12 protein-coding genes are annotated in these 13,371 nt (G+C 52.6%); 5 read left to right on the forward strand and 7 right to left on the reverse strand.

Features of this window, described 5'->3' with window-relative positions; all coding sequences use genetic code 11:
* Window positions 1-4: 4 nt before the first annotated feature.
* Genes G506_RS20245 through G506_RS0101255 form a run of 4 tightly spaced genes read right to left on the reverse strand, consistent with a single transcriptional unit; the run spans window position 5 to window position 3,174 of the window.
* Window positions 5-445, reverse strand: coding sequence for an ATP-binding protein (locus G506_RS20245; RefSeq protein ID WP_051201801.1), 441 nt, complete (start codon window positions 443-445; stop codon window positions 5-7).
* The gene (locus G506_RS0101245) at window positions 445-1,629 is read right to left on the reverse strand and encodes a nucleotidyltransferase family protein (RefSeq protein ID WP_028115286.1); all 1,185 of its coding nucleotides are present in this window, start codon (window positions 1,627-1,629) and stop codon (window positions 445-447) included. Before G506_RS0101245 ends, G506_RS20245 begins: the two co-directional genes overlap by 1 nt.
* A gap of 9 nt (window positions 1,630-1,638) precedes the next feature.
* Window positions 1,639-1,965: an STAS domain-containing protein gene (locus tag G506_RS0101250; protein ID WP_051201802.1), complete on the reverse strand. Its 327-nt coding sequence runs from the start codon at window positions 1,963-1,965 to the stop codon at window positions 1,639-1,641.
* Window positions 1,966-1,980: 15 nt separating this feature from the next.
* On the reverse strand, window positions 1,981-3,174 hold the full coding sequence (locus G506_RS0101255) for a PP2C family protein-serine/threonine phosphatase (RefSeq protein WP_028115288.1): 1,194 nt from the start codon (window positions 3,172-3,174) through the stop codon (window positions 1,981-1,983).
* Between the two features lie 170 nt (window positions 3,175-3,344).
* Between G506_RS0101255 and G506_RS0101260 the strand changes: the two genes are divergently transcribed.
* The gene (locus G506_RS0101260) at window positions 3,345-4,223 is read left to right on the forward strand and encodes a carboxypeptidase-like regulatory domain-containing protein (protein WP_028115289.1); all 879 of its coding nucleotides are present in this window, start codon (window positions 3,345-3,347) and stop codon (window positions 4,221-4,223) included.
* On the opposite strand, the gene G506_RS0101265 is transcribed toward G506_RS0101260, so the two are convergent.
* Entirely contained in the window at window positions 4,161-5,186 is a 1,026-nt protein-coding gene (locus tag G506_RS0101265; RefSeq protein ID WP_028115290.1) for a hypothetical protein, read from the reverse strand. The two genes, G506_RS0101260 and G506_RS0101265, sit on opposite strands and share 63 nt — an antisense overlap.
* 83 nt (window positions 5,187-5,269) lie before the next feature.
* On the opposite strand from G506_RS0101265, the gene G506_RS0101270 reads away from it, so the two are divergent.
* On the forward strand, window positions 5,270-6,541 hold the full coding sequence (locus G506_RS0101270; protein WP_028115291.1) for a glycosyltransferase family protein: 1,272 nt from the start codon (window positions 5,270-5,272) through the stop codon (window positions 6,539-6,541).
* 62 nt (window positions 6,542-6,603) lie between these two features.
* Here the strand turns inward: G506_RS0101270 and pyk are convergent, their stop codons facing one another.
* Together pyk and G506_RS0101280 are read right to left on the reverse strand one after the other, a co-directional pair.
* Entirely contained in the window at window positions 6,604-8,040 is a 1,437-nt protein-coding gene (gene pyk, locus G506_RS0101275) for a pyruvate kinase (protein WP_028115292.1), read from the reverse strand.
* Window positions 8,041-8,286: 246 nt separating this feature from the next.
* Window positions 8,287-9,138, reverse strand: a complete 852-nt coding sequence (locus tag G506_RS0101280; RefSeq protein ID WP_028115293.1) for a MurR/RpiR family transcriptional regulator — start codon at window positions 9,136-9,138, stop codon at window positions 8,287-8,289.
* A 256-nt stretch (window positions 9,139-9,394) separates the two neighbouring features.
* On the opposite strand from G506_RS0101280, the gene zwf reads away from it, so the two are divergent.
* The 3 genes from zwf to edd are packed head-to-tail and all read left to right on the forward strand — an operon-like array spanning window position 9,395 to window position 13,366.
* Complete coding sequence (gene zwf, locus G506_RS0101285) at window positions 9,395-10,849, forward strand: glucose-6-phosphate dehydrogenase (protein ID WP_035386877.1); 1,455 nt, start codon at window positions 9,395-9,397, stop codon at window positions 10,847-10,849.
* A gap of 1 nt (window position 10,850) precedes the next feature.
* On the forward strand, window positions 10,851-11,558 hold the full coding sequence (gene pgl / locus G506_RS0101290) for a 6-phosphogluconolactonase (protein WP_028115295.1): 708 nt from the start codon (window positions 10,851-10,853) through the stop codon (window positions 11,556-11,558).
* Between the two features lie 2 nt (window positions 11,559-11,560).
* Entirely contained in the window at window positions 11,561-13,366 is a 1,806-nt protein-coding gene (edd, locus tag G506_RS0101295; protein WP_028115296.1) for a phosphogluconate dehydratase, read from the forward strand.
* Window positions 13,367-13,371 lie beyond the last annotated feature (5 nt).

The raw sequence follows: 13,371 nt of genomic DNA on the forward strand, positions 1-13,371 counted from the left end.
AAATTTAGGGCGTAACGTGCTTAATCATCCGAAAGTGATTTTTGCCATCTTCTTGGTAATAGAGCACTTCATCCATCACTTGGTTGATGATGCCAAAGCCACGGCCGCTGGTGTTCCAGGTACTGGGATCGTCCGGATCCAATTCGGGGATATCACGCTGCTGCAACTCCTCAACAATCTCCTTGGGCATTGAACTGCCACAGTCAGAGATGGTGATGGTGACCCGATTGTCATTGCACTTAAAACCGGCCCACAGTTGATGGCCAGCGCGCTCTTCGTAGGCGTGCTCAACGGCATTGTTGCCAATTTCAACCACCGCCAGTTCGACCATATCGATGTCGACGGCGGGCAGGGCAGTCAGGTGATACATCCCTGATACCGCTTTGGCTATTAAGGCCACGGTTTCATAATTGGCTTCGCCGCAGAGTTGCAATTCCTTGTTCATCATGAGTTCCTCTGAACCATGCTGTCGTCACCAACCCCAGAAGCGGCTCGGAGAAACTCACGGCTTATTTGGTCGGGTACGTAGCGCTCTCGGGTGTCTTGTAAAATCCATTTGGCGCCGATCTGCTCTAAGGTGAAGTGGTTGCCTTGGTGGTCGATGCAGTGCTCGCCATGCAAAATGCGTTGATCTACATTGGCTGCGCCAGAGACGAAGGTGTAATCATCCAAGATGGAGTGTTTTAAGGTGGCACCAGCTTGGATGTAACAGTTCTGGCCAATGACTAGCGGCCCCCGTAATACCGCGCCGGTTTCAATGCGGGTGCCGTTGCCAATCACGACCGGCCCTTGAATATCCAACCGTTCTAAGTCCAATTGGCAGTTGATGCCAACGAACACCCCTGGCGCTTCCTCTTTGCCAGGGATCGGGTAACCATGCACCTTACCCAGTAAAATATCGGCGGTAACTTGCCAGATGTCGTTGACATTTCCGACGTCAAGCCACTGAAAATCAAAAGTTTTGGCGTAAAAGGGAATGCCAAGTCGCACCAGTTCTGGAAATAGATCCGCGCCAATATCCCAGACCGTATTGGCCGGAATAAAATTAAATATCTCTGGTTCAAACAGATAGATGCCGGTATTGACCTGATTAGAACAGGCGCGATTTGCTGGTGGTTTTTCCTGAAAACCAACGACCCGATCCATATCGTCGACTGCCACCACACCATAGTGCTTTAGCGATTCATCCGGCATCTCTTTGGTAATGATGGTCGCGAGACCGCCTTTGCGCCGATGAAACTCCACCGCTTTAGCAAAGTCCAAGTCAAACCACGCATCACCGCAAACCACCACAAAGGTGTCATCAAAAAAGTGAGCGTAATCTTGGACTTTCTTTAGGCCTCCAGCACTGCCCAAAGCTTTGCCAACCAGCTTGCCATCAACCTTTTGCCCTTCGTATGAGTAGCAAAGATCGACCCCATACTGCAGCCCGTCACGAAAGTAGTTTTCGAGCACCGGTGCCAAGTAACTGGTATTGATCACCAACTCATTGATGCCGAACTTGCGCAGTTGCAAGATGATCGATTCCATCAGCGGTCGCCGCAAGATTGGGATCATCGGCTTGGGAATGTTAAAGGTGATGGGTTTCACACGGGTGCCTTTACCCGCCCCTAGGATCATACCTCGCATCGTTGATCCTTAACTTGCCATGGCACTTTCAAGGTCTTCATGGCATTGGAAAATGCGATCCATGCGGGTCAGCCGAAACAACTCTTTAACCGCTTTTTGCAGGCCAACGACTCGAATTTCTCCGCCGTTCAACTGTTTCAGCACGGCGACAACGGCGCCAAGTCCGGAGGAATCCATAAAGTTGACCTGTGATAGATCCAGCACGATGCGTTTTTCGCCCTCTTGCAGTACCGCTTCAATAGCGGCTTTAAATTTAGGTGCCGAGGCGGCATCAAGCCGAGCCTCTTGTACTTGCACTACAACTCGGTCGTCGACTCGTTCCGTCATTAATTCCATTTGAAGCGTCCTTCTCTATTGTCCATGCCACTCAATTGCGAGCAGCGATACGTCATCATCGAATTGGTTGCTTTGGTTCCAACTCACCAGTTGTCGTTCCACCTCGGTAACTTGCTGATCAATGCTCATCGCCTTGTGTTGTTGCAAAACCTTGATCAGACGTTCCGTGCCGTATTCCTCTTTGGCGGGGTTAAAGCATTCGGTCACACCATCAGAAAATAGAAATAATCGATCCCCTGGCGTCATTTGAAACTCAAATTGTTCGTACTCGACATCGGGTAACATGCCGACAGGGAAGCCATTGCAGCTTCGTTCAATGGTGTCGCCATGATGTTGTTGGTGCAGTAAGCCTGGGTGACCAGCTTGACACACGGTGACACGGCCACTGCGACTGTCCAATAGGCCGTAGATCATGGTGAAGTATTGGCTGCTGCTGCCTGGCGCCATAAAGCGCTCGTTGAGCTTGGCGACCACTTCAACCGGTTGCAAAATTTCATAATTGGGGGGATTGTCGGTATAGCGTTTTAACAGGCTTGCGCCTTTATGGCTGGGGGAAAGCGCGTATTTCAAGGTGAATGACAGCAGCGCCGATGGGATCCCGTGACCGGAAACATCCAACAGATAAAACGCCACTACATGCTCGTCGATACGCTGGTAGTCGAACATGTCACCGCCCATAAAAGCACAGCAGTTGCACAACCAAGCGAACCGACTGCCTGGAAATGACTTTTGGGTTGGCAATAGATTGCTGTGCATTTCGGCAGCGACCATCAGATCTTTTTTGATCTGGTCGTAAGCGAGATTGAGCTTTTCATTTTGCCGGTTAAGCTCGTTGTGTAGTTCGATAATGCGCCGACCAACGCCCATTCTTGCGTTCAGTTCAGCCAGTGGCGATTGCTTTGCCAAAAAGTCATCTGCGCCTAGCTCTAAGCCCTCGATGATCTCCTGTTCTTGGTCGCGAGAGGAGAGCAAAATCAGATAGACAAAACGGCCAAAATCTTTCTGTTTCAACACGCGGCACAGTTCGTGACCATCCATCACCGGCATCAGCACGTCCGATACCACCAGTTGTATGTCTGGATGTTGTTGCAATAACTGCAAACCGGCAGCGCCGTGTTCGGCGTCAAAAACTTGGTAACCGTAGCGACTGAGGGACGCTTTTAGAACTTGACGGACGTCACGGGCGTCTTCGATCAGCAAAACTTTCATTTGGAAATCCGTTTCCTAAAGGCTGAACAGGCTGAGTTATCTGTAACGCTAGTTGAGGTTATTTCATCCGGCAAATTATCGACGTTGTTGCCCTTAACCGCATCTCGACCACGCCGCTTGTTGGCAAGCGCACTACACTTGCAGTGGCAAAGGAGTGCAGAGGTAATAATATGGCGCAACAGGATGTTGCCTTGTGGCGACGGCCAATCACATGGATGTTGTTGGTGCTGCTGCTTGGGCTGATAGTGGTGATGGTTGAGCAGCGCCAACTTCGCCAAGACCAGCAGCAGCGTCAGCAAGCGTCGCGCTCGGCCGCGTGGCAACAGATAGAGCATTGGCAGCACGTGGCCCAGCTTGAGGCAGAACCAAGTTGGCAACAAGATGCCGAATTGCTGTTGCAGTGGTGGCAGTTAGGCGAGGCCAGCAGCACTCCGTTTAGCTTTGAGTACCGAACTCGTTTGCTGGCGCAGTTACAGCGGCTTAGCCGCACCCAACAACAACTTATCCAGACCGTAGCGCAGTTGGATGACAAAGCTGTAGTGACGCCTAATACTGAATCGCAGCGGTTATTGGCAGAGTTGCAACAGCTGCAGCACCTACACAAGGATGCTATCCAATCGCTCAGTGCACTGGAGCGACAATTGCAGCTGCTACAGCAGCGGGTTGATCTGCAAACCAATCAACTAGCAACCCAAAAGATGCAGTTGCTGGCACTGACCAGCCAATCTACATCGACGACAGCTGCAGCGTCGGTGATGCGGTCGGCGCCGCAATCAGCGGATCTGATTGCGCTGCAAGTCAGTACATTGCCGCAATACGCCAAAGTTGAGGTGCTCAATGTGCGTGAGCGTTTTACTCAAGGTATGACATTGCCACAGGGTCAATATCTGCTGCGTGTTTCGACGCCGGGGTTTGCCACCATTAATCGCTGGATCACCCTAAGCGCCGATCAACGCCACTACTGCGTGGCGCTGGCGGAGCAATCACTAGAAAGCCCAGGACCAAGCGAGCATCAAAGCACCATCTTTGAAGCGCCCTGTACCTGGTGAATCAGGATTCCAAGGGAAACGGTTACCGCTGTAGTTGTTATATTGCAAGGTAAAGGTACCAGGCCGCCAATCGAAATAGCCAAAGCCATAGGTAAAATCGGGGCTCCAAGGTTGCTTTTGGGACTTTTGGGGATAATAAAACAACGCCCAGTTGATGTACCAATTGCCGGTGATAGTATATTTGCAGCCTAGTTGAACGCTTTGTTGGCCTTTTTTATATTGGCTACTGGCCGAATCAAAATACTCAGGGGTGAAGTTATAATCTAGTTGGCAACCTAATGCCGCATCATCAAATAAGGATGCCCAGTTAATCCATTCTTTTGCCACAGGAAATTTCCAACCGAGTGACCAAGTGCCACGGTTGAAATAGGTCGAGCGCTGTCCAGATTCTGGGCTAAAACGATTACCACCATAGTTAGCGTAAACCAAACTTAAAGTGTACGGTCGCCAATCATTGTAGCCAAAAACATAAGTATAGTCTGGTTCCCAAGGCTGCTGGAGGGCGCCATCGAGATAGTGGGTCAAGGTCACCGTAGCAAACCAGTTGCCGATGGGATTGTATTTTATCGTGGCTGAGAGGTTTTTATTGATCCCTTCGATCCCGCCACTGTTGTTATTAGGGTCAGCACTTATTTCGCTGGCTCGTAGCGGCCAATTTAGGGCGAAGTTACCTGAAAGCCCTTGATACCACGGAGTGTCTTGTTCAAATAGTTGTTCAAGGGGCAGGGCGAAAGAGGAGGAGACCCCATTCCAAAGTTGTTCACTGCTGTTAACCGAATTGGTTTGCCGAGATGAACGCGAATAGGCTTGCCGATTAGTCATATTTAATTGCGATTTCGGAGCGCGCTCTGCGGCATGTTTATAATATTCAGATTGCGATGCCATAACATCGTTAGCAATTAAATGGCCGCTAATCGTTAGTTGATAAAACACAACTAGACAACTTTTTATTTTGGTAGGCAAGTGCGCGTCATCCTTGGCGAAAATTATTAATTTAACCTAGCGTTGGTACTAGTCAATTATGGACGAATGACGGGGTTACAGTAATGGAAAGTACACTTAACCATCTCATTAATAAGTACAAGGCGTTGGAAAGTCAGCTCGACTTGACCTGCACAGACGATCTTTCGGCATTGACGGCAATCGCCCAAAGCTTACTAGAGCAACCTTTTTCGCTGTTTGATCTGCGAGAAAAGGAATCCGATCCCCGTTTTCAGAATCATCTGGGGCTGCAATTAGGGCTTAAATTGGCGATCTCACGCCGTTGTGTCGAAGCCATTTCGGTGCCGATGGAACTCACCGTGGTGTTTGCGATGTACGGCGAAACGCAGCGGATGCAATCTGCCGCTAACCATCAACATGGCGAGGATTTTTTGCGCCGTAAAGTGGCGCAACTGCAATGGCTATTTGATGGCATCGACAACATCCAGTGGTACATCGATATTGTTGATGACGGTTGTCCCGATGGCAGTGGTGCGATGGCACGTGAAATGATCAATCAAATGGGGTTATCGCGGCGGATCCGGGTGCATTACCTCGAAGATGGCATCAAAGCACAGTTGCCGGTGTGCGCGGGGATGCAGCAGGCTCGTGATAGCCAAAAAGGCGGCTCGATAGCCTATGGCATGTGGCTGGCGACACGGCGCAATCGCAGTGCTAACCATGTCGTCTGTTATACCGATGCCGATCTGTCGACTCATCTGGGACAAGTGGGTTTGTTGATGCAGCCAATCTGCGCCGGTCACTGCGATATCGCTTGCGGCTCACGCCGAGAACCGCAATCGGTGGTGCTAAAGCAAGGTACTCGCAATGAACGAGGAAAGCTGTTTATCTATCTTTGGAAACAGATGTTGCCGCAACTGCATTTCCTTGTTGATACGCAGTGTGGTTTTAAAGCGTTTCGCGCCTCGGTGTTGGAGCCGCTGTTATACGACCGTATCGAGAACCGCTTTGCCTTCGATATTGAACTGTTGCTGCGCGCCGAACTAATACGGGAAAACCGCATCAACAAAGCCGCCATCGGCTGGATCGATTCTGATGCGCTATCCACCACCACAGATATTGGCCCCTACCTGAATATGCTCAAAGCGGTGGTACTGATGTATCACAACTACCTGCCTTTAGAGCAGCATGCCAGTGCCGTCGCTAAGGTGCTGGCGTCGATGGACGAACAGGGCTGGCAGTCAATGCTGGCCGAGTTAGAGCCGTTTTTGGCAAAGCGCAGTTTAACCGAGGTACTGAATTCGGTGGAGTTAACCCCAGAGCGATTGCAACGTGCAGCAGCTTTTAGCCATAAACCGGCGGAGACGGTTAACTAAAATCCGGACAGAAAAAAGGGGGCGAACCATTTGGTTCGCCCCCTTTTTATCGCTGCTGCTTATTACGGCACCAGCAAAATCTTGGTGGTGTTGGTGCCACCAACGGTTTCCATGGCGTCGCCTTTGGTCATGATCACCAGATCGCCGCTGTTAATGGCGCCGGTTTGCTTGACCGCTTCCAATGCCGCTGGGACTAACTCTTCGGCGCTGAACACGGTGGAATCAAACTGTACCGGGTTAACGCCGCGTACCAGTGCCATCTTTGCCAACGAGCGGGCGTGGCGCGACAGCGCGATGATCGGCAGTTGTGAGGTGATCCGGCTCATCAGGGTTGGCGTGGTACCGGATTCGGTCAACGCGATGATCGCCGCCACCCCAGGCAGATGGTTTGCGGCGTACATGGTCGCCATGGCGATAGTCTCTTCGGTGCCAGAGAACTTAGTATCGATGCGATGGCGTGAGTTGCTAACTAGGGGGTGTTTTTCTGCCCCCAAACACACTTTGGCCATCGCTTTGACGGTTTCCTCTGGGTAGTCACCGGCGGCGGTTTCTGCCGACAACATCACCGCATCGGTGCCATCCAGCACTGCGTTAGCTACATCCATCACTTCGGCTCGGGTTGGCATCGGCGAGGTGATCATCGACTCCATCATCTGGGTAGCGGTAATCACCACCGTGTTCAATTGGCGTGAGCGGGAGATCAGTTTTTTCTGAACCCCAATGAGTTCTGGATCGCCAATTTCGACCCCCAAATCACCCCGAGCAACCATCACTACATCACTGGCGCGGATCACATCGTCCATCGCCTCATCGGTGGCAACCGCTTCGGCGCGCTCCACCTTGGCAACGATGGCGGCGTTTAGACCGGCCTCTTGCGCCAGTTTACGGGCGTAGTCGATGTCCGCACCGGTGCGTGGGAACGATACCGCCAGATATTCCACTTGCATCTGCGCCGCGGTAACGATGTCGGCTTTGTCTTTATCGGTCAGCGCGGGGGCAGATAGGCCGCCACCGAGCTTGTTAATCCCTTTGTTGTTTGACAGCGGGCCACCGACAGTCACCACGGTGTGGACGCGATCGCCTTCGACTCGTTCTACCTGCAGCTGCACACGGCCATCGTCCAACATCAAAATGTCGCCGCTGACCACGTCTTTGGGCAACTCTTTGTAGTCCAGACCAACTTGTTGTTGGTCTCCTTCACCTTTGGCCAAGTTCGAATCAAGCACAAACCTGTCACCAATGGCGAGGATAATTTTACCCTCTTTAAAGGTGGACACGCGGATCTTTGGCCCCTGCAAATCCCCTAGAATTGCCACATGCTTACCGTGTTTAGCGGCGATGGCGCGCACGGTTTTAGCGCGTTCAATGTGGTCTTCAGGGCTGCCGTGAGAAAAGTTCATCCGCACCACATTAGCGCCCGCAAGGATGATTTTTTCGAGGTTGTTGTCGCGATCGGTGGCAGGTCCAAGGGTAGTGACAATCTTGGTGCGTCGAAGCATGAGGCTCTCCATTAGGCGTCAGTTTTGGGACAGTTTACGCTGGGTGCCGTAACCAAGTCTCCAAAACCAACTGATATTATTGAACAATAATGTAATTTTATTACAGCACGTTGACGCTATTTGAATCAATCATTAGCTAACGAAATAGTCTAGTTGGCAAAACAAAGCCCGGAGCGTTTAACAAACGACCGGGCTTGCGTGAATTACTGTGCGATTCCGTTATTTTGTTATAAGCAATTGAATAGCTTACAGAGACACTTTTTCATAGCGGGACTCTCGCAGCGCTTCTTTAACCCGCTTTAGGTTGTCACGAAAACGGGCGCCACGACGCAAGGTGAAGCCGGTGGCCAGCACATCAATCGCCACCATTTGTGCCAAACGTGAGGCCATTGGCATATACAAATCGGTGTCTTCAGGCACGTCCATGGTCAGAGCGATAGAGGATTCTCGCGCCAACGGACTGTCTTTAGTGGTGATGGCGATCACGTGGGCATCGTTTTGCCGCGCCAGCGCCGCGATCTCAACCAACGCTTTCGTGCGGCCAGTGTGCGAGATCAGCACCATCACGGTGCCTTCACCGGCGTTGATGCAGCTCATTCGCATCATCAGCGGATCATCAAAGCAGATCACTGGCACGTTGAAGCGGAAGAATTTGTTCTGAGCATCGTGCGCTACGGCTGCCGATGCCCCTAAGCCAAAAAAGTGGATCTGTTTGGCTTGGGTGAGCAGGTCAACCGCGCGGTTTACCAGTTGTGGATCAATCGACTGCTTGGCGGAGTCGAGCGCGGCCATTGACGATTCGAAGATCTTGCCGGTGTAGGATTCAGGGCTATCGCTGGCCTCAACATGGCGTGATACATAAGGCGTACCGTTTGCCAAGCTCTGCGCTAGATGCAGTTTAAAGTCGGGAAAGCCCTTGGTATCCAAGCGGCGGCAGAAGCGGTTTACCGTCGGTTCACTGACATCTGCCATCTTGGCTAGGGTCGCGATACTGGACTGAATGGCGATCTGCGGTTCAGCTAGAATGACTTCGGCCACTTTGCGTTCAGACTTACTGAAGTTGGCTAGATTCTTTTGGATCTTATCAATGGTGTTCATCGCGGTTCGGCTCGCTGTAAGTTGACGCTGACCAAGGTGTTTGCCTACTGGCAAACGCTATACTGGTGGCAGTGAAATAGCGTGAATGTGGTCTACGTAACAGGTGCGAACATATTACAAACAAAACTGAAAGTTTGCTAGGGATCTGATCGCTAAGCCCTTGCTTTGAACCCAATTTTTCATTTAAATGTAGTTTAATTACATCGGTGGCTGAAGTAATCCGTTTAAGGAGAGGACAGTGGCATCAATTTCCGATATGACCGACACCCCATGCGATTTCGTGCTGTTTGGCACCAAGGGGGACCTGGCGCGGCGTAAGCTATTGCCAGCCATGTACCAACTGGATCGCGCCGGTCTGTTACATCAGTCAACACGCATTGTTGGCATCGCCCGCCAATCTGGTAGCCAAGAGGATTATCTGGCGGCAGTACGTGAATCGTTAGAAACTTTCGTCAAAGAGCCGTTGGATGAGGGCTGCTGGCAACGCTTTAGTGACCGCTTGTGTTACTTCGGCACCGACTTTGTTAACCCTGCCGGTTATGCCGAGTTAGCCAGTAAGCTCAACCCCGACAATGTGATGGTGAACTATTTCGCCACTCCGCCTTCAATTTACGGTGATATCTGCCGTTGCCTTAAAGCCAATCAACTGATCAAAGCCAATACCCGAGTAGTATTGGAGAAGCCAATCGGCAGCGATCTGGCCTCCAGTCAGGTGATCAACGATCAGGTGGCGGAATACTTCCAAGAGTCGCAGATCTACCGCATCGACCACTACCTTGGAAAAGAAACAGTGCAGAACTTGATTGCGCTGCGTTTTGCCAACTCGTTGTTTGCCTCCAAGTGGGATAACCGCACCATCGATCATGTGCAGATCACCGTTGCCGAAGAGGTCGGGATCGAAGGTCGCTGGGGTTACTTTGACCAAGCCGGGCAGATGCGTGACATGGTGCAAAACCACCTGTTGCAGGTACTGGCGTTGGTAGCGATGGATCCACCGGTCAATCTGAATGCCGATTCGATTCGTGATGAAAAGGTAAAGGTGATCAAATCACTGCGCCCTATCAATCAGGAAAACGTGTACGACACCACAGTGCGTGGTCAATACACCGGCGGCTACCTCAAAGGCGGCCAAGTACCCGGTTACTTGGAAGAGGAAGACGCCAACAGCGGTTCCAATACCGAAACCTTTGTGGCGCTGCGCGTAGACATCGACAACTGGCGCTGGGCTGGCGTGCCGTTCTACCTGCGTACCGGTAAGCGCATGCCAACCAAACATTCGGAGATCGTGGTGCAGTTCAAGAACCCACCACACAACCTATATCGCGACAGCTATCGCCAGTTGCCACCGAACAAGCTAACCATTCGTCTGCAACCTCATGAAGGGGTTGAGATCCAGATGATGAATAAGGTGCCGGGACTGGATCAAACTACCCGTTTGCAAACCACCAAACTGGATCTGTCTTTCAGCGACACCTTTAAAACCGAGCGTATCGCCGATGCCTACGAACGACTGTTGCTAGAGTGCATGCTCGGCAATCAGGCGCTGTTTGTCCGCCGCGACGAAGTAGAGCACGCTTGGATCTGGGTTGATTCAATCATTGGTGCGTGGCAACGCACCGGAGAAGCCCCGAAAAATTACCCTGCGGGAACATGGGGGCCGGTTGCCTCTGTCGCCCTAATCACTCGAGATGGACGCTCTTGGGAGGAGTGAGATGACTACAATCGCCATGCCAGTATTTAAGTCGTTTACTGGTGCGCAGGCACTGGTTGATACGCTGGCACAAAAGATCGCTGCGCAATTACAAGACGCCATTGATGCCCGTGGACGGGCATCGTTGGTGGTCAGTGGTGGCAGCACGCCGCTGCCGCTGTTTCGCAAACTCAGTGAAATTGGCATTGAGTGGGCCGAAGTGACCGTTACCCTTGCCGACGACCGCTGGTTGCCTGCAGATGATCCAGAAAGCAATGAACGTTTGGTGCGGCAACATCTGCTAACCAATAAAGCGGCCTCGGCCCATTTTGCTGGGCTGGTGACCATGCACGCGACTCCTGAGCAGGGGCTTGGGATGGCGCTGGAAAAGATCTCGCACATGGCAAAACCGTTCGATGTGGTGATCTTGGGGATGGGCAATGATGGCCATACAGCATCGTTGTTCCCTTGCAGCGAACAGTTAGCCGACGGCCTCAGTACAGACGAATTGCTGCTGGCGGCACACCCAACCACGGCTCCGCATCAACGGATCTCGTTTAGCTTAAAAGCGCTGCTGAACGCCCGCCAGATCTATCTGCACATCAGCGGCGCAGAGAAAAAAGCGGTGTTAGAACAGGCACTGACCAGTCGCGATGTGATGCAGATGCCGATCCGTGCTTTCTTGGATCAACATCGCACCCCTGTCGACGTCTACTGGAGCGAACAGTAATGATTCATCCAACTATCGCTAAGGTGACGGCGCGGATCATCGAACGCAGCAAAGCCAGTCGCGCGCAATACTTGGCGCGCATGGATCAGCAGCAAGCTGACGGTCCGCTGCGTGGCCAGCTGTCCTGCAGCAACTTGGCGCACGGTTTCGCGGGTTGTGTCGGCAGTGATAAGTACGATCTAAAGCAGCTGAATAAATCCAACATCGGCATCATCACCGCTTATAACGACATGTTGTCGGCGCACCAGCCTTATGCCACTTACCCTGAGCAGATCAAAAAAGCGTGTCGTGACGCTGGCAGCGTGGCGCAGGTTGCTGGCGGCGTGCCAGCGATGTGCGATGGCGTCACTCAAGGTCAGCCAGGGATGGAGCTAAGTCTGATGAGCCGCGAAGTGATCGCCATGGCGACCGCGGTGGGCTTATCTCATAACATGTTTGATGGCGCATTGTTGCTTGGGATCTGCGACAAGATCGTACCCGGACTAACCATGGGCGCGCTGAGCTTCGGCCATCTGCCAACGGTGTTTGTACCAGCGGGGCCGATGGCATCGGGATTGCCGAACAAAGAGAAAGCGGCGGTACGCCAGCAGTACGCCAAAGGCGAAGTCGATGACGACGCGTTGCTGGAAGCCGAATCGGCCTCATATCATAGCCCCGGCACCTGTACCTTCTATGGCACCGCCAACTCCAATCAGTTGGTGATCGAAGCGATGGGACTGCAGTTGCCGGGCTCCTCGTTTGTACCACCCTTTGATGGGCTGCGCAGCGCCTTGACCGATGCTGCCGCCAAACAGGTGTGTCGTTTGGCGCAGCAGGGCACTGGCCGGATGGCCGACATCTACAGCGAAAAGTCGGTGGTCAATGGTATCGTCGCGCTGTTGGCGACCGGTGGTTCGACCAACCTGACCATGCACTTAGTGGCGATGGCGCGTGCAGCCGGGGTGATTGTCGATTGGCAAGATTTTGCCGAGCTATCGCAAGCGACCCCGCTGCTGGCACGAGTCTACCCGAATGGCCAAGCCGACATTAACCACTTCCATCAAGCTGGTGGCATGGCGTTTCTGATTGCGCAGCTGCGCGCCGGTGGCCTGCTGCATGAAGATGTTCAGACTGTCGCTGGTGAAGGTCTGGAGCTGTACTGCAAAGTGCCAACGATGGTTGATGGCGAGTTGCAGTGGCTCGATGGCCCACAGGTGTCTGGCGACGAAACCGTGCTGCGACCAATCGACAACCCCTTCCAAGCGACCGGTGGCATGCAACTGCTCAGTGGCAACCTTGGCAGCGCGGTGATGAAAGTCTCTGCGGTGGCCAGTGAACACCACGTTATAGAAGCGCCAGCGGTGGTGTTTGAAGATCAGCAAAGCCTCGACGTCGCGTTTCGTGCCGGTGAATTGGATAAAGACTGCGTGGTGGTGGTGCGTTACCAAGGCCCACAAGCCAACGGCATGCCGGAACTGCACAAGTTGACGCCGCCACTGGCGGTATTGCAAGACCGCGGTTTCAAGGTGGCATTGGTTACCGATGGCCGCATGTCGGGGGCCTCTGGCAAAGTGCCAGCGGCTATTCACGTGAGCCCAGAAGCACTCAATGGCGGTTTGTTAGCTAAGGTAGCTAACGGCGATATGATCCGGGTGGATGCGGCCACTGGTGAACTCACTTTGCTGGTTGACGAGGCCACTTTGGCTGGGCGTCAGGTACAGCAGCCGGATCTGACCGGCAACGATTTTGGTACTGGGCGCGATCTGTTCGCCCGGTTTAGAACTCTGTTAGCAAGCCCTGGTATCGGGGCATCGGCTCTACTTAAATAAGGATT

This window comes from Ferrimonas senticii DSM 18821 (assembly GCF_000422665.1).
GTDB classification, from domain to species: Bacteria; Pseudomonadota; Gammaproteobacteria; order Enterobacterales; family Shewanellaceae; genus Ferrimonas; species Ferrimonas senticii.

Bases quoted from the DNA above. Each gene is read 5' to 3' on its own strand.
- G506_RS20245 (WP_051201801.1), bottom strand. From the start codon at position 445: ATGAACAAGGAATTGCAACTCTGCGGCGAAGCCAATTATGAAACCGTG.
- G506_RS0101245 (WP_028115286.1), bottom strand. From the start codon at position 1,629: ATGCGAGGTATGATCCTAGGGGCGGGTAAAGGCACCCGTGTGAAACCC.
- G506_RS0101250 (WP_051201802.1), bottom strand. From the start codon at position 1,965: ATGGAATTAATGACGGAACGAGTCGACGACCGAGTTGTAGTGCAAGTA.
- G506_RS0101255 (WP_028115288.1), bottom strand. From the start codon at position 3,174: ATGAAAGTTTTGCTGATCGAAGACGCCCGTGACGTCCGTCAAGTTCTA.
- G506_RS0101260 (WP_028115289.1), top strand. From the start codon at position 3,345: ATGGCGCAACAGGATGTTGCCTTGTGGCGACGGCCAATCACATGGATG.
- G506_RS0101270 (WP_028115291.1), top strand. From the start codon at position 5,270: ATGGAAAGTACACTTAACCATCTCATTAATAAGTACAAGGCGTTGGAA.
- pyk (WP_028115292.1), bottom strand. From the start codon at position 8,040: ATGCTTCGACGCACCAAGATTGTCACTACCCTTGGACCTGCCACCGAT.
- G506_RS0101280 (WP_028115293.1), bottom strand. From the start codon at position 9,138: ATGAACACCATTGATAAGATCCAAAAGAATCTAGCCAACTTCAGTAAG.
- zwf (WP_035386877.1), top strand. From the start codon at position 9,395: ATGACCGACACCCCATGCGATTTCGTGCTGTTTGGCACCAAGGGGGAC.
- pgl (WP_028115295.1), top strand. From the start codon at position 10,851: ATGACTACAATCGCCATGCCAGTATTTAAGTCGTTTACTGGTGCGCAG.